A 16,675-nucleotide genomic window follows, 5' to 3' on the forward strand; every position below is an offset into this window, starting at 1 on the left:
GACCACCTCCCCAATTCGGTTTGTTTGGGCCGTCTTCCCGACCCGGTCTGAGGTTGGGTGGTTTTCCCGACCCAGGGCTGTTGACCCCCGTGCGCTGGGCTGCCCGTGTCTGTGGGCATTTGGTGCCGGCTAGGTCAGTGCCGGGTCCCGGTCCCTGATGGGGTCCCAGTCACTCATGGGGTCCTGGGGCAGGACGGGCGGGAGGGCGTAGAAGTCGTCCCATAGGGGGTCGTCCGCGGGTATGTCGTCCAGGTCTATGAGGTTGTCATCGTCAGGTTCCTCCGGTGGAGGTTCCAGGTATGGGAGGTCTGCGGCAGGGCAGGCCTGGGCAGCGGGCATCCGCGGGTAGGGCAGTACGCCGGGGGCTTGCCCGGTGTGATGCTCCCCCGGATTCAACCCCGCCGGCATGGCGGACAGGACAGATTCGGGCCAGTGGGGTGGCTCCCAGTCCTGGTGTTCGCTTTTGTAGTCCCGGCCGGACGGTGAGGTCCAGCCGGGTGGTTCGTTGTGGGTGGCTGGTGTTGGTGTCCACCCGCTGCTGTGTCGAAGTTTGTGGTGCTTCGGGCAGGGTTGTCCGAGGTTGCTGATCCCGGTGGTGCCGCCGTGCTGCCAGGCCAGGAGGTGGTCGGCCTCGTTATCCAGTGAGTTGTTGTTGCAGCCGGGGAAGGGGCATTTGCCGTCCCGCATCCGCAGCCAGTTCCGCATGGCTTTGGTGACCCGGTAGCTGGTCCGCCCGATCTCCAGCGGCGCCCCGTCCCGCGGATCGACAAGGACGCGGTGGAACGAATCGGCACCGTTCGCGACCAGGTCCCTTGCCATGGACGGCGGGATGGGCCCGAAGCCGTCGAGCATGGCCGGCTCATCGGTCACTCCCATCAGGGCGACTATCGGGACCGTGACGAGGACCTGCGCCCGGACCGCCGACGACAGCCCGGCGGGATCCATCCCTGCACCCGCCCCGTCGCTGGTACCCAACCCGTCGCCGTTGCCTGTACTCACCCAGTCGCTGTTGCCTGCATGGAGGCTGGAAGTGTCTCCATTACCGCGACCGGTGCCGCGGCTGCTGCCGCTGGTGAGGATCGCTTCGGCGAACTCGTCGGCCCGGATCTGGGTGAGGGTGCGGGGCTCGTCGGGTCCCTGTGCGGCCCGGGCGAGGGCGTTGAGCCGGTTCCAGCCCGCCATGGCCTGGTGCGCGGGGAGGCAGGCCGAAAGCCAGGCCATGCCGTCCTGGTCCGGCCGGTAGTCGACCCGCCGGTCGGCTACGCCCTTGGCGTGGCGCTTCTCGATCGATTCGGGATGGTGGCGTTCGCGCCAGGTCCTGGCCTTGGCCTTGAACCGGTAGGCGGGCATCTCCCCGATCGTGGCCGCTCCGGCGGGCCTGGGGGTGTCCGGGTCCAGGAAGTGCTTCTCCAGGGCCGCTGCCCCGGCCCGGTCAAGACCGACGGCCTGGTTCACCATTTCCCGGGCATGAGCCCAGGAAATCGTCCCGGACCCCAACGCGGCGTGGGTCCGGGGCAGCGACGTGGTCAGGGCGTGGGACTCGGCCAGCAGGGCACCGGCGGCACGGTCACCGATCACCAGCGCACACCCCACCTCGGCCACCAGGCTCCGCTCCTGGGCCGTGGCCTCATGCGGTGAGGACGGCGGACCGTTCAGCAGGCTCGTGGCGGCAGCGAGCACCTGAACCGCCTGCGCCTTCAACGCCGCCAGCTTCGCCTCGGACCGGGCCACCCCGGCCAGAACATCCAACGCCCCATCAGCAACCCGCTGCAACGGATCATCATCAGCCCCGCCAGCGCCGGCATCAGGCCCAGCGGCGCCATGACCGGAAACAGCCGTGCCGCCGCCCGCGAGCACCGCCGCAAAAGCAGCCACCGAAGCGTCAACCACCGCCTCCGCCTCCACCACCGCCGAATTGCCTTCCATGAATCCATCCTCATGGGAGGGTCTGACATTTAAGGGGCTCAGTGGACCCCTGCTAAAAAGAATTTTGAAAATCTTTTCAGGCCCTCACGGGTGGCCAGCGGGAGCCCCTCCCACCAATCCCGTTTTGGGGATGCGCGCCTTGCTCCGGTACCCTATTGAGGTTGGTGACGTGTCCGAGCGGCCGAAGGTGCAACACTCGAAATGTTGTTTGGTGTAAAAGCCAACGTGGGTTCAAATCCCACCGTCACCGCCACGTAGCGAGGCCCTGCTTTCCTGAGAACTGAGGAAGGCAGGGCCTTTTGCTTTGCGCTCAACGGGATGCACTGGCCACGGGCGCTGCCGTTCACGTGCCCACCAGCGCGGGCGAACTCCGCGGCGGGGCAGGTATGTTTTACCGCATGGACGTCGCAGGGGGATGCCGATGAGTACCAAAACGACCGCAAGGAACTACTGGCTGGCCTTGGCCGCCACGTACGGGCTGACACTGAGCGTTGCAGCAATGGCAGATTGGCCCTGGCCCCTCCTCATGGGCGGAGCCTTCATCCTCTTCGTTGTCCTGCACAGCCTCCGGTACCGCCAAGTCGGCCGGAAGATCCAAGGCACGCTTGCCACGGCCAGCCCCGGTGTTGGTGTGGCAGGAAGCATTCTCGGAGCCGGGGCACTGCTTGTCCGGGGCACGCCGGTTGCCATTTGGGCCGGGCCACTCTTGGGGGTCATCGCTTTCCTGGGAATGTTCCTGTACCTCCAGCGGTTCGGTCGCTTCTACAGCCAAACGGGCACATCGGCCAATTAACCAGTTCACCCACCTGACAGGTTCAGCCCGCAGGCGGGTGGACGACGGCGGGAAGGCAGCGGCGGCCGAGGAACCTCAGGCCCGGGACAGTGTCCAGGCCTGACGTTCAGCTATTTGTAGAGCTATTCAGAAAGAGCGTCCTCCGCCAACTGCAAGACCCTGACGCAGGCTGCGGCAACCCGCTTGGGAGTAAGGGATGGAACGCCGTCGCCGTCCTGCTGGCGTTGGGCGACTTGGGTGCTGCGGACCCGACGGTCATCGCCGGGCCGCTGCCCGCCGTCGTCGATCGGGTTGCGGGCCGCGGTTCCCGCGGCGTCCCGGCCACGGGCCCGGCTTTCTCCTGTCTTAGTGCCCGCCGTCCGGGGGCACTTTGGGCATGACGCACGACGGCGGCCGCTAGTTTCCCCGCGTGTCCGCGCCAAAGTGCCCCGGGACGGCAGGCGTGGACTCAGCCCAGGTGTATTGACCCGACACTCCGCGGCTCCACGGCTGCGGTGCGCACCCGGTGATTTGGGCGGCGGGCTGAAAAAGCCGCGTAAGTTTTGGGTCCTCTTCCATATTTCCGCCAATTCCCGCTGGATACCATGAGTTGACCGGACAGAGCCGTCCGGTGCGATCGATGCAGAAGGACACTCATGGCTGCGGTGACGGTGGACGATATCCTTGCGGATCTCCCCCTGGGTTTCGCCACCCTGGTCCTGCGGCCGGCGTCGGCCAGCCCCGCCATTGAACGGTTCCTGATCGTGGACGCAGAGGATGAAACGTCCGACGCCGCAGCCGCCTTCGTCCTGCTGATCGGGGTCCGCGGCCGGTCAGCATTGCCGGCGCTGCGCCGGCTCCTGAAGAAGAGCCCTCCCCCGGTGGTGGCCGTGAAGGGAAGCCGGGAGGAGCTGTCCGAAGCCGAGGAACTCCTGCGCGATGCCGGTACGGGCCTGCTGCTGGTGGACCCCGGCGCGGATTGGGACCGGCTGCTCTCTATTGCAAAGGACAGGATCCAGCCGCCGAGCTACCAGCGTGAAGTGCTCACGCTGCTGGAAGAGGACCTTTTCGCCATCGCCCAAACGACGGCGAGGCTCACGTCCAGCCACGTGGTCATCGAGGACGCGGCCAACAAGGTGCTGGCCTACTCCACCGTCTCCAACGACATTGACGAACTCCGCAAGGCCTCCATCCTGGCGCGTCGCGGCCCCCGCAAATACGAGCTGCTGCTCAAGGACCTTGGCGCGTACCGCGAACTGCACGGGACCCGCCTGCCCGTCCGGGTTCCGGCCCGGCCGCAGGACGGGCTGCGCGAACGCGTGGCCATCACACTTTTTGCCGGCGACCGCATCATGGGCTACATCTGGCTCCAGGAGACGGGGGCGGGGTTCGGGCCTGACGTCGACCACGTGTTGAAGGGTTCTGCGGCACGTACGTCCGCCGAACTGATCCGGTACCGCAACCAGCAGTCCGTGCACATGCGGGAAGACCGCGTGGCGCGGATCCTGTCCGGCCCCGAGGAGGCCGCGGCCAGCGCACACAGTGAAAAACTCCCGGCGGAGCGCCCGGCCGCCCTGATCCTGGTTGGCATGTCGGAGGCTGACGCGCAGGCCGATGACGCCGCACTGAAGCACGGCGAACTCGCCAACCTGGCATCCATCCACGCCGCCGCCTACAAAGCGTCCGCCGTGGTGGGCCAATTCAAGGGCGATACCGCCGTCATCATTCCCGGCCTGCAGTCTGCCGCGGCCGAACCCGGGCTGCGAAGCCTCGCGGAGTCCATCATCAAGGACGCGCGGAAGCACCTGGGCATCAGCCCCTTTGCTGCCGTGGGCCCGGTGGTTCCGGACCTGCTGTCCATCCACTCGGTCACCGGCCTGACCGAGGCCCTCCTAAGCTGCGTGGGCCAGGCCGGGGATACGTCTGTAGGCACGGTGGACGGCTTCGAGGGCGAGATCCTGTTCCGGGAGGCAGTCCGGAATTTCTCGACCTCCACGTTCCGCCACCGCAGCCTCTCGCGGCTGCTGAGGGAGGACGGAGAGTTGGCCGAAACCCTGCGGGCGTACTTTGACGCCTCGCTTGACGTGGCAGTCTGCGCGCGCCGGATGCAGCTGCACAAAAACACCGTTTACTACCGGATCAGCAAGGCTTCGCGCGTCACCGGGCTGGACTTCAGCAACCCCCGCGACGCACTGGTGGCCTTGCTCCACGTCCAGGCGTGGACCGGAACCCCTTCCAACAAACTTTCAGGCAGGAAATGACAACAACACTCCAGGCACCGCCGCTGGGAGCGCTCCTCGAGGACATCGTCCTCCGCCACCGGCCGGACCGGGAAGCAGGCAGCATCCCGGGGAACATCCCCCTGCTGGCAGCGGTCCCCTTCAACAGGTTCGGCATCGCCGTGGCCACCACATCCGGAGAAGTCTTCGCCGCCGGCGATGCGGCCGTTCCCTTCTCCATCCAAAGCATCTCCAAGGTTTTCACCCTGGCTATGGCCCTTGGCGGTGACAGCTCAGGATCGCTGTGGCACCGGGTCCTGCGCGAACCCTCCGGCACGCCCTTCAACTCCCTGGTCCAGCTGGAAGTGGAGCATGGCATCCCCCGGAACCCCTTCATCAATGCCGGCGCCCTGGTGGTGACGGACCACCTGATGGACAACGCGCCCGACGCCGCCACCCGGCTCCTGCAGTTCCTCACCGCACAGGCTGCCAGCAGCGGGCCCTACATCGACGAGGCAGCGGCAGCCGGCGAACTGGCCAACAGCAGCCGGAACCTGGCACTGGCCCACTTCCTGAAAAACTTCGGCAACCTGCACCAGCCGGCCGAAGCAGTGGTGGAGAACTACGTCCGCCAGTGTTCCATCATGATGACCTGCGCCGACCTGGCCAAGGCCGGGCTGTTCCTGGCCCGGGCCGGACGGGGAACGCTGGGTCCCGTGCTCTCCCCCAGCAATGCGAAACGCGTCGGTTCCATCATGCTGACGTGCGGCATGTACGACGCCGCCGGCGAGTTCGCCTACCGTGTGGGCCTCCCAGGGAAGAGCGGGGTGGGCGGGGGAATCCTTGTCATCGTTCCAGGCGAGTGCGCCATCTGCGTCTGGAGTCCGCGGCTGGACACCAAAGGCAACTCACTGGCCGGTACCGCCGCCCTCGCAGATCTTTCGGACCGCACCGGCTGGTCCGTTTTCTAACCCACGAGCTTCCAGCCCACGCGCAACTGAAACTCCCACCCTCCCCCAACCAGCAGGATCTTCTCCGTATCGAAAGGATCAACTATGCCCATCAACCCCAATGACGAGGTTGTACAGGACCCCAATATTGCACCGGACCACGTCATTGACGGCGGTCATGCCCATGCTTCTGAATCGGCGCTGCATGCCGAGGACAAGGGCTACCACAAGAATTTGGAGCCCCGGCAGATCCAGATGATCGCGATCGGCGGCGCGATCGGTACCGGCCTGTTCCTGGGCGCCGGCGGCCGCCTCAACGCAGCGGGCCCGTCCCTGGTCATCGCCTACGCCGTGTGCGGGTTCTTCGCCTTCCTCATCCTCCGGGCCCTGGGCGAACTGGTCCTCCACCGGCCCTCCTCAGGCTCGTTCGTCTCCTACGCCCGCGAATTCTTCGGCGAAAAAGCCGCGTTCGTCTCCGGCTGGTTCTACTGGATCAACTGGGCCACCACCACCATCGTGGACATCACCGCCGCCGCCCTCTACATGAACTTCTTCGGCAACTACATCCCCTGGATGGCGGCGGTCCCGCAATGGGCCTGGGCCCTGATCGCCCTGGTCGTGGTCCTGGCGCTGAACCTGGTCTCGGTGAAAGTCTTCGGCGAAATGGAATTCTGGTTCGCCCTGATCAAGGTCGCGGCCCTGGTCATCTTCCTCATCGTGGGCACCTACTTCGTCATCTTCGGCACCCCCGTGGACGGCCAGCAGGTCGGCCTGAGTCTCCTCGCGGACAACGGCGGGGTCTTCCCGAACGGCCTGCTGCCCATGATCATCCTCATGCAGGGCGTCCTGTTCGCCTACGCCTCCATCGAACTGGTCGGCACCGCCGCCGGCGAGACCGAAAACCCCGAAAAGATCATGCCCAAGGCCATCAACTCCGTGGTCTTCCGCATCGCCGTGTTCTACGTCGGCTCCGTCATCCTCCTGGCCCTGCTGCTGCCCTACACCTCCTACGAAAAAGGCGTCAGCCCCTTCGTGACGTTCTTCGGCTCCATCGGCATCCAGGGTGTGGACGTCATCATGAACCTCGTCGTCCTCACCGCCGCCCTGTCCTCCCTCAACGCCGGCCTCTACTCCACCGGCCGGATCCTGCGCTCCATGTCCGTCAACGGCTCCGCCCCCAAGTTCGCCTCCCGCATGAACAAAGCCGGCGTCCCCTACGGCGGGATCGCCATCACCGCCGGCGTCTCCCTCCTCGGCGTCCCCCTGAACTACCTCGTCCCCGCCCAAGCCTTCGAAATCGTCCTCAACGTCGCCTCCGTCGGCATCATCATGACCTGGGCAACCATCGTCCTGTGCCAAATCCAACTCCACCGCTGGGCCAACAAAGGCTGGCTCGAACGCCCCTCCTTCCGCATGATCGGCGCCCCCTACACCGGCTACCTCTCCCTCCTCTTCCTCGCCGGCGTCCTCATCATGGTCTTCATCGAATCCCCCCTCACCATGCTCGTCACCGCCATCGCCTCCGCCCTCATGGTCGCCGGCTGGTACGCCTGCCGCACCCGCATCCGCGAAATCGCCCAAACCCGCGAAGGCCACACCGGAATCTCCCCCGTGATCGCCAACCCACCCGCCAACACCTTCAGATAAGAACAACCCTGACCAAAGCCGTCCGAACCGCCAAAGAAAGCCCATGACAACGGAAACCGAAGCAACATCCCCCACCCTGCCAACCGCCGTCGCACGCCCTGCAGAAGCCGGCATACAGCCAGGCCGGCCTCCCCTGCCCACGGCCGACGCCCCGCCCGTACTCAAATCCGCCGGGCACGTCATTGTCGATTCGCTGGTGGCCCACGGGGTGGAACGCACCTACGTGGTTCCGGGAGAAAGCTTCCTGGACGTGCTGGACGGCCTGCACGGCTCCCGCATCGACACCATCGTCTGCCGGCACGAGGGCGGCGCCGCCTACATGGCCGAGGCAGACGGAAAGATGAACCAGCGCCCGGGCATCGCCATGGTGACCCGCGGGCCCGGCGCCGCGAACGCCCACGTTGGGCTGCACACCGCATGGCAGGACTCCACCCCCATGCTGCTGTTCGTCGGCCTGATCCCGTTCGCGCACCGCGACCGTGAGGCATTCCAGGAGTTCGACATCAAGGCCTGGTTCGATACCGGGGCGAAGCGCGTGATGGTCCTCGACCATGCGGAGCGGGCGTCCGAGATCGTGGCCGAGGCGATGTTCGCAGCCATGAGCGGCCGGCCGGGTCCGGTGGTGGTGGGCCTGCCGGAGGACATCATCCGGCAGCAGATTGACCCGGCCCTGCACCCCGCCATCCCCGTTGCCGCCGGCGGAATGAGCAACACCGACGCCGCCGCGCTGGAAGCTGCCCTGGCGGAATCGAAAAAGCCGCTCTTTGTCACCGGCGGCAACGACTGGACGCAGGAAGCAGCGGACCAGCTGACGGAATGGCTGGAGCGGCACCACATCCCGGCGGCGGCTGAATGGCGCACGCAGGGAACCGTGTCCTTCGACTCGCCCTCCTACGTTGGCCCCATTGGCTACGGCCGTCCGCGCCCCACCTACGACCTCCTGGAGGAAACCGATCTCCTGGTCTTTGTCGGGACAGTTCCCGGGGACGTCATCACGGACGGGTTTCTCTGCCGGCAGGACTGGAACAAGCAGAACTTCCTGGTCACGCCGGACCCGTCACTGCGTGGCCGGTCCGGCCCGGTGTCCCGGCAGATCCTGGCCAAGCCCGAAGCCTTCGTCCGCGACCTCGCCGGCATCAGCCTGCCGGTGAAGGAAGAATGGAAGGCCTGGACGGCAAGGATGCGGACCGAGCAGCAAAGGTTCGCCGCACTGCCTCCGGCGGCCCCTGCGGCGGGCCAGGCGCGGATGGACACCCTGATGGCAAACCTGGTGCCGCGGCTGCCGGAGGATGCCATGGTGACCTTCGGCGCAGGCGAGCACACCAACTGGGCACACCGGTATTTCCCCACCCGCCGCTACGCCTCCATGATCAGCGCCCGCAACGGCTCCATGGGCTACTCCGTCCCGTCAGCCATCGCGGCATCCCTGGCTGAACCACGACGGCGGGTGGTCACCATTGCCGGGGACGGCGAGTTCCTGATGAACGGACAGGAACTGGCCACCGCCGCCCAGTACGGGGCCACCCCGCTGGTGGTGGTGATGGACAACCAGGAATACGGCACCATCCGCACCCACCAGGAGCGCCACTACCCGGAACGCGTCTCCGGGACCCAACTGAGGAATCCCGACTTTGGCCTGATGGCCAGGGCCTTCGGCGGTTTCGGCATCACTGTTACCGAGGACAGGGACGTTCCTGCGGCGCTGGACGCCGCCTTTGCGGCGATTGACCGGGACGGCGTCTTTGCGCTGGTTCACCTCGTGGTGGAGCAACGCGTCAAGGCTTACTGAGCCCTAACGCAAGGAGGAGCGGACGACGGCGGAGGTTCCCCCTTCCTCCGCTCCTCCTGTTGGGTGCGCGGCCGGGAATGCCCGGCCGCGAAGGTGCTGCGCACCAATTTGGCCAATATTGTTGAACAATCTGTGATTCTCATGCATCCTAAAGAGACCACTTCAACGAGACGAGAATCACTATGGCCTTCATTGACCTCAACAGCGACGTCGGGGAATCCTTCGGCAACTGGACCATGGGCGACGACGCCGCCATCTTCCGCTCCGTCTCCAGCGCGAACATTGCGTGCGGCTTCCATGCCGGTGATCCGTCCACGATCGCCCGGACCTGCCGCGACGCCGTCGCCGCTGGCATCAGCATCGGCGCGCACGTGGGATACCGCGACCTGGCAGGCTTCGGCCGCCGCTTCCTGGACTGTTCCCCCACAGAACTCGCAGATGACGTGCTGTACCAGCTGGGCGCCCTGGAAGGGATTGCCCGGGCAGCCGGCGGCCGGATCAGCTACGTCAAACCCCACGGCGCGCTGTACAACACCATCGTGACCCACCAGGAGCAGGCGCAGGCAGTGGTGGATGCGGTCAAGGCCTTCGGCGGGGACCTGCCGATGCTGCTGCTGCCGGGTTCGGTGGCGCTGGCCGCTGCCGAGGCCGCCGGTTTGCGCGGAGTGGCCGAGGCCTTCGCGGACCGCGCCTACAACCCGGACGGAACACTGGTGTCCCGCCGCGAACCTGGCGCCGTCCTCCATGACGAGGACGTTGTTGCGGCCAACATGGTGCGGCTTGCCACCGAGGGCACCATCGTTGCCAGGGACGGATCCACCATCAAGACCTCCGCCGAAAGCATTTGCCTTCACGGCGATACCGCCGGCGCCGTTTCCATGGCAGCCGCGGTCCGCCGCGAACTGGAAGCAGCCGGCGTGGACATCAGGAGTTTCGTGTGAGTTCCCCGGAGATCCGCTGGGCCGGGCCGCGGGCGCTGCTCCTGGAGCTGGAGTCCCTTGACGCAGTGCTGTCCCTGCACTCCCGCCTCAGGGAGGATCCCGTGGCGGGCCAGGTTGATGTGCTCGCCGCGGCACAGACCGTCCTGGTTGTCTTCGACTCCCGCGCCAGCGCCCGCAAGGCCCGCGGGCACCTGGCACGGCTCGGGAGCATGCCGGCAGGCGCCGCGGCCCCCGCGGACAAGCCGGTGCACATTGAGGTTGTGTACGACGGCGAGGACCTTGCCGAGGTGGGCGAACTTACCGGCATGGGGGCGGAGGGCGTCGTCGCCGCCCATACCGGCCAGCTGTGGACTGCCGCTTTCGGCGGGTTCGCGCCCGGGTTCGCCTACCTTGTGGGGGAAACGGACGCCCTGAACGTTCCCCGCCGCGGCACCCCGCGTACCGCCGTGCCTGCCGGATCGGTGGCCCTGGCCGGCAACTTCTCCGCCGTGTACCCACGGCGGTCACCCGGGGGCTGGCAGCTGATCGGGCATACCGCCACCCGGATGTGGGACCTCCAGCGCGAGCAGCCTGCCCTGGTGCGCCCCGGCACCACCGTCCAGTACGTCGCGGTGCGCGAACTCATCGAACTGGGCTGGGCGGAGTCGAACCAGGCCGAGGGCAGCCAGGCCGATGCTGCAGCTGCGGAGCCGCCTGTTCCCGCAGGCCCTGCCTTGGAGGTCCTTTCACCAGGGCCGCAGGCCCTCATCCAGGACCTCGGGCGCCCGGGCCTGGGCGATTTGGGGGTCTCCCCCGCCGGCGCTGCAGATACTGCGAGCGCGCGCCAGGCGAACCGGCTGGTGGGAAACCTGCCCACCGACGCCGTCATCGAAAACGTCATGGGCGGCCTTTCCGTCCAGGCAGTGGGCGAACTCACGGTTGCCCTCAGCGGTGCGGCCACGACGGCGGACATCCGCAGCCAGGGCAGCAGCAGCGATGGCCCCAACAGCAACGGCGTCAGCAGGCAGGCGCCGTTGTACGCCCCCTTCCCACTGCATGACGGCGAAAGCCTGCACCTCGGTGTGCCGGAAAAAGGCCTGCGCACCTACCTCGCCGTCCGCGGCGGGATCGATGTTCCTCCTGTGCTGGGGAGCCGCTCAACCGACCTGATGTCCGGCATCGGCCCGGCCCCGCTGGCCGCCGGAACGGTGCTGCCCGTCGGCGCCGTGGACAGCGCCCGGGCAGTGGGCCACGCCGAACCGCCTGCCCTGCCGGAAGACCTCTCTTCAGGCGCCGGCGGCAAGCCCGTGGTGCTGCGCATCACCACGGGCCCCCGCCACGACTGGTTCACGCCCCGCTCCCTCGAGGCCCTCACCGGGCAGGTGTGGACGGTGACCGCCGAATCGAACCGCATCGGCGTCCGACTCGGCACCGGGTCGGCGACGCCCGGCGCGGATGCCGGCACGCCGCTGGAACGGGCACGGGAGGGAGAACTCCCTAGCGAAGGCGTCGTGGCCGGCTCACTGCAGGTCCCGCCGTCGGGCCTTCCTGTCCTGTTCCTGGCCGACCATCCGGTAACCGGGGGCTATCCCGTGATCGGTGCCGTTATTCCCGAAGACCTTCCTGCCGCAGCGCAGCTTCCCCCGGGTGCCACCCTGCGCTTTGTGGAAGTGGACCCCGAAACGCTGCAGCCCCTGGCCCCTCTCCCGAGCACGCGAAAGAAGTAACGATGAAAAAAGTCCTGATCGCCAACCGCGGTGAAATTGCCGTCCGGATTGCCCGCGCCTGCACCGACGCGGGCCTGGTATCCGTGGCCGTGTACTCGGACCCGGATGCGGACGCCCTGCACGTGCGCCTCAGCGACGAGGCCTACGCGCTGGGTGGTTCTGCCAGCTCGGAGACCTACCTGGATATCCCGAAAATCCTGGCCGTCGCCGCCAGGTCCGGCGCCGACGCCGTCCACCCCGGGTACGGATTCCTTTCCGAGAACGCGGACTTTGCGCAGGCAGTGCTCGACGCCGGACTGACGTGGGTGGGCCCCTCGCCGGACGCGATCCGCAGCCTGGGCAACAAGGTCACCGCGCGCGAAATCGCGGTCCGTGCAGGCGCTCCCCTGGTCCCCGGTTCCGACGGCCCGGTGCCGGACGCCGACGCGGTGCGTGCCTTCGCCGCGGAATACGGTGTTCCCGTGGCCATCAAGGCGGCCTTCGGCGGCGGTGGCAGGGGCCTGAAGATCGCGCACCGGATGGAGGACATCGACGACGCCTTCGACTCAGCGGTCCGTGAGGCAACCGTGGCGTTCGGCCGGGGCGAGTGCTTTGTGGAGCGTTTCCTGGACCGGCCCAGGCACGTCGAGGCCCAGGTCCTGGCCGACACCCACGGGAACGTGGTGGTGGTGGGCACCCGCGACTGTTCACTGCAGCGCCGCAACCAGAAGCTCGTGGAAGAGGCCCCGGCGCCCTTCCTGACGCAGGAACAGCGCAGCCGGATCCACGAGTCCGCGCGCGCCATCTGCCGCGAGGCCGGCTACACCGGCGCCGGCACGGTGGAGTACCTGGTGGCCCCCGACGGCGTGATCTCCTTCCTAGAAGTGAACACCCGCCTGCAGGTGGAGCACCCCGTCACCGAAGTGACGTCCGGGCTGGACCTGGTACGGGAGCAGTTCCGCATTGCCGACGGGTTGCCGGTGTCCGTCACCGAGGACCCCACGCCCACTGGCCACGCGTTCGAGTTCCGGCTCAACGCGGAGGACGCCGGCAGGGGCTTCCTCCCGGCCCCCGGGCCGGTGGACATTTTCGAGGCGCCCACTGGAGCCGGGATCCGCGTCGATTCCGGCGTCCGGTCCGGCTCCGTCATTCCCGCGGAGTACGACTCCCTGATGGCCAAGCTGATTGTCCACGGCGAGGACCGCCAGCAGGCCCTGCGCCGCGCCCGTGCCGCCCTGGACGAGCTGCGGATCGAGGGCGTCCCCACAGTCCTTCCGTTCCACCGCGCGGTGGTGCGCGATCCCGACTTCACCGGCGCGGACCGGCTGGGTGTGTTCACCACCTGGATTGAGACCGAGTTCGCCGGCCGCCTGGCTGCCTCCCTGCAGAGCGGCGCCCAGGGCCCCGTGGCCCGGCGGGAAACCCTGACCGTCGAAATCGACGGGAAGGCCGTCCAGCTCGGGCTGCCCGCCAAGGTCTTCCACGCCCTCCTCCATGGCGGAGGCGCCGCCGTCGAGCCTTCCTCCGGCCCGGAGGCCGCCGACGCGGACGGCGAGGTCACCGCTCCAATGGGCGGGAACCTGGTCAAGTGGGTGGCCGGTGACGGCGCCGGGGTTGGCGCCGGGGAACCTGTTGCCGTTCTGGAGGCCATGAAGATGGAAACCGTGGTGGTTGCCTCTGCCACCGGCACCTTCCGGCGCGGCGGCCAGGAACCGGGCGCCGCTGTGGCCCGCGGCGAAGTGCTGGGTACTGTCGGCTAGCATCGTTAGTCGAACGGGAATGGGGGAAACCAATGAACACTCCGGCAGACGGTACAGCCGAACACGCACACACCACGGCCTGGATCGCGTCGGTGCTGCGCACCCGCATCGCCGCAGGTGAACTGACCCCGGGCTCCAAGCTGTCCGAGGAGCCGCTGTGCGCAGCGCTGGGCGTTTCCCGCAACACCCTGCGCCAGGCGTTCACCACCCTCGTCGGCGAATCCATCGTGACGCGCATTCCAAACCGGGGCGTCTTTGTGGCCTCGCCCGGCGTGGCGGAAGTACGCGAAATCTACCGCGTCCGGCGGATGATCGAGCCTGCCGCCGTCCTGTGGGGCGAGCTGACGCCCCAGGTGCTGGACGGGCTGGAAGCCATCGTGGAGCGGGCGCAGCAGGCCCGGGACAGCGGATCCGTGCCTGCCATGGCCGACGCCAACCAGGCACTGCACGGGGCCGTGGTTGCCCTCACCGGGAGCGCTTCACTGCAGGAACTCATGGACCGGGTGCTGGCCGAAATGCGGCTGGTGTTCCACTCCATGGCTTCAGCACCGGACTTCCACAGCCATTACGTGGACCGCAACGTGACGCTGGTGAAGCAACTGCGCGCCGGCGAACGCCAGGAGGCTGCAGAGGGGCTGCGCGCCTACTTGGACGAGGCCGAGGCGGAACTTCTGGTGCACCTGGGCGCGGAGCAGGACCGCCGGTCCGGGATGGGGCAGCGCGCCGGATAAGCACACAGCCGGAACACACAAGTGTGGGGCAGGAGATTTCTCCTGCCCCACATTTGTTGTTTAGGTTGTCTGTAAGCAGCGCCTTACGGCACCACGTTTTGCTCAGCGGCGCCTACGGCACCAGGTAGTCGCTGTCCCGGGCGTCCGTGATCAGCATGTGGCCGGGCGCATGGCCGATCGCCAGCGGAGGCCGCGACTGCATCACTGCCGCCTGCGGCGTCACCCCGCAGGCCCAAAACACCGGGATCTGGCCAGCCGCGATCTCCACGGCGTCGCCGAAGTCGGGCCGCCCCAGGTCGGCGATCCCCAGCTCTTCCGGGTTGCCCACGTGGACCGGGGCGCCGTGGACGGCAGGGTAGCGCGAGGTGATGCGGACCGCGTCCGCAACCTGGGACGCCGGCACGGGGCGCATGGACACCACCATCGGCCCGGCCATTGCTCCTGCCGGGGCACAGGGCCGGTTGGTCCGATACATGGGCACGTTCACTCCCTGGTCGATATGCGCAATCCGGACGCCGCCGTCCTGCAGTGCAGACTCGAAGGTGAAGGAGCAGCCGATCAGGAACGTCACCAGGTCGTCCTGCCAGTAGCCGGTAATGTCCGTGGGTTCGTCCACTTTTTCGCCGTCCCTATAGACGGTGTACTTGGGGACGTCCGTGCGGATGTCCCCGCCGGCCAGCAGCGGCCCGGTTGTTTGGCCCGGTTCGAGGATGCCCAGGATGGGGCACGGCTTGGGGTTGCGCTGGGCGAACAGCAGCAGGTCGAAGGCATGCTCACGCGGAATCGACAGAACGTTCGCCTGCGCATAGCCGCGGGACCAGCCCGACGTCGGCTCCACGAGTCCGGCGCGGAAGGCCTCCCGGGCTTCTGCGGGAAGGATGGACGCGCGGCTGGTCATGACCACAGCTTCGCCAGGCCCATCACGGAGTTCCAGCCAAGGAACAGCGTGACGAACCAGGTGACGACGCCGATGAGCAGCAGCCACTTGGGATACACGTAGCCGTGCAGCAGGTCCCGGCGCCGCCAGGCCACCCAGAGGAGAACCGCGAAGCCAACCGGGAGGATCAGCCCGTTGAAGGCGCCGGCGAAGATCAGCAGCTGCTGCGGTGCCTGGCCCAGGAAGGCGTACACGGTGGCGCAGCCGGCAATGAAGATCACGGTGATGAGGTTGCGCTTGCGCTCGGGAGTGCGGGACGAGGTGATGAAGGAGACGGAGGTGAACGCTGCTCCGATCACCGAGGTGATGGCGGCGGCCCAGAGAACCACGCCGAACATCCGGAGGCCGATTTCGCCCGCTGCGGCGCCGAACGCTTCGGCAGCCATGTTGTTGCTGCTGAGGACCGTGCCGCCAGCCACGACGCCGAGGATGGCCAGGAAGAGGAGGACCCGCATGAGGCCGGTGACCATGATGCCCAGGATGGAGCTTCGGGTGATCTCCTTGACGTGCTTGACCCCGGTGGCGCCGGAATCCAACATGCGGTGCGCACCGGCGTAGGTGATGTAGCCGCCCACGGTTCCGCCGACCAGGGTGGTGATGATGAGGAAGTCCACCGTCTCCGGCAGGATCGTATTCTTCAGGGCCTCGCCGAGCGGCGGGGCGGCGACGATGGCAACGTAGATCATCAGCAGGATCATGACGGCGCCCAGCAGGACCACGATGCGGTCCAGTGCCATTCCGGCTTTCTTGCTGACGAAAATGAGGATGGCGACGACCGCGGATACCAGCCCGCCCACCTTCGGATCAACGCCCATCATCGCGTTGACGCCAAGTCCTGTTCCGGCGATGTTGCCGATGTTGAACACGACGCCGCCGAGGAACACCAGGCCGGAAAGGAACCAGCCGATACCCGGGATGACTTTGTTGCCGAGCTCCTGGGCGCGGAGGCCTGAAACACCGATGACGCGCCAGACATTCATCTGGACGGCGATGTCGATGAGGATCGAGGCCAGGATCGCGAACGCGAAGGACGCACCGATCTGGGCCGTGAAAACTGTGGTCTGCGTGATGAAGCCGGGCCCGATGGCGCTGGTGGCCATCAGGAACATCGCCCCCATGAGGGCTGTGCGCCGAGCCGAGGAGCTCAGGTTCAGTTTTATGCCGGTGTCTGCCATGGGTCCGTCCATTGCTTAGGGTGACTGGAGTCACAGTGGTCGTCCTGAATGACGATACAGGTTGTTGAACAATCAGCGCAAGGTATTGTTGAACAACTTTTCGGCTTGATCGTCGGTTTCCTCATACGACGAAAGAAGGCCGG

12 protein-coding genes and 1 tRNA gene are annotated in these 16,675 nt (G+C 67.1%); 10 read left to right on the forward strand and 3 right to left on the reverse strand.

Annotation, left to right across the window (positions count from 1 at the left end; all coding sequences use genetic code 11):
- Positions 1–129: 129 nt before the first annotated feature.
- Positions 130–1,926 (reverse strand): DUF222 domain-containing protein, encoded by a 1,797-nt coding sequence (locus WHH00_RS15400; RefSeq protein ID WP_406634118.1) that lies wholly within the window; start codon positions 1,924–1,926, stop codon positions 130–132.
- A gap of 163 nt (positions 1,927–2,089) precedes the next feature.
- Here WHH00_RS15400 and WHH00_RS15405 point away from each other — a divergent pair.
- The 10 genes from WHH00_RS15405 to WHH00_RS15450 all read left to right on the forward strand — a co-directional run bounded on the left by WHH00_RS15405 (position 2,090) and on the right by WHH00_RS15450 (position 14,420).
- Positions 2,090–2,179: transfer RNA gene (locus tag WHH00_RS15405), tRNA-Ser, on the forward strand.
- Between the two features lie 168 nt (positions 2,180–2,347).
- On the forward strand, positions 2,348–2,719 hold the full coding sequence (locus WHH00_RS15410) for a hypothetical protein (protein ID WP_406634120.1): 372 nt from the start codon (positions 2,348–2,350) through the stop codon (positions 2,717–2,719).
- 635 nt (positions 2,720–3,354) lie between these two features.
- A complete protein-coding gene (locus WHH00_RS15415; RefSeq protein WP_406634122.1) occupies positions 3,355–4,959 on the forward strand; it encodes a PucR family transcriptional regulator in 1,605 nt (534 codons plus the stop codon).
- On the forward strand, positions 4,956–5,888 hold the full coding sequence (locus tag WHH00_RS15420; protein WP_406634124.1) for a glutaminase: 933 nt from the start codon (positions 4,956–4,958) through the stop codon (positions 5,886–5,888). Before WHH00_RS15415 ends, WHH00_RS15420 begins: the two co-directional genes overlap by 4 nt.
- Before the next feature lie 84 nt (positions 5,889–5,972).
- On the forward strand, positions 5,973–7,514 hold the full coding sequence (locus tag WHH00_RS15425; protein ID WP_406634126.1) for an amino acid permease: 1,542 nt from the start codon (positions 5,973–5,975) through the stop codon (positions 7,512–7,514).
- 43 nt (positions 7,515–7,557) lie between these two features.
- Positions 7,558–9,303, forward strand: coding sequence for a thiamine pyrophosphate-dependent enzyme (locus WHH00_RS15430; RefSeq protein ID WP_406634128.1), 1,746 nt, complete (start codon positions 7,558–7,560; stop codon positions 9,301–9,303).
- 182 nt (positions 9,304–9,485) lie between these two features.
- Entirely contained in the window at positions 9,486–10,244 is a 759-nt protein-coding gene (locus tag WHH00_RS15435; RefSeq protein ID WP_406634130.1) for a LamB/YcsF family protein, read from the forward strand.
- Positions 10,241–11,950 (forward strand): 5-oxoprolinase/urea amidolyase family protein, encoded by a 1,710-nt coding sequence (locus tag WHH00_RS15440; protein WP_406634132.1) that lies wholly within the window; start codon positions 10,241–10,243, stop codon positions 11,948–11,950. Before WHH00_RS15435 ends, WHH00_RS15440 begins: the two co-directional genes overlap by 4 nt.
- Before the next feature lie 2 nt (positions 11,951–11,952).
- Complete coding sequence (locus tag WHH00_RS15445; RefSeq protein WP_406634134.1) at positions 11,953–13,689, forward strand: acetyl/propionyl/methylcrotonyl-CoA carboxylase subunit alpha; 1,737 nt, start codon at positions 11,953–11,955, stop codon at positions 13,687–13,689.
- A 32-nt stretch (positions 13,690–13,721) separates the two neighbouring features.
- Positions 13,722–14,420: a GntR family transcriptional regulator gene (locus WHH00_RS15450; RefSeq protein WP_406634136.1), complete on the forward strand. Its 699-nt coding sequence runs from the start codon at positions 13,722–13,724 to the stop codon at positions 14,418–14,420.
- Between the two features lie 112 nt (positions 14,421–14,532).
- Here the strand turns inward: WHH00_RS15450 and WHH00_RS15455 are convergent, their stop codons facing one another.
- On the reverse strand, positions 14,533–15,318 hold the full coding sequence (locus WHH00_RS15455) for a putative hydro-lyase (protein ID WP_406634138.1): 786 nt from the start codon (positions 15,316–15,318) through the stop codon (positions 14,533–14,535).
- Positions 15,315–16,532: an NRAMP family divalent metal transporter gene (locus tag WHH00_RS15460; protein ID WP_406634140.1), complete on the reverse strand. Its 1,218-nt coding sequence runs from the start codon at positions 16,530–16,532 to the stop codon at positions 15,315–15,317. The genes WHH00_RS15455 and WHH00_RS15460 overlap by 4 nt, the downstream gene beginning before the upstream one ends.
- Positions 16,533–16,675: the final 143 nt, after the last annotated feature.

This window comes from Pseudarthrobacter quantipunctorum (assembly GCF_045291495.1).
Lineage (GTDB): Bacteria > Actinomycetota > Actinomycetes > Actinomycetales > Micrococcaceae > Arthrobacter > Arthrobacter quantipunctorum.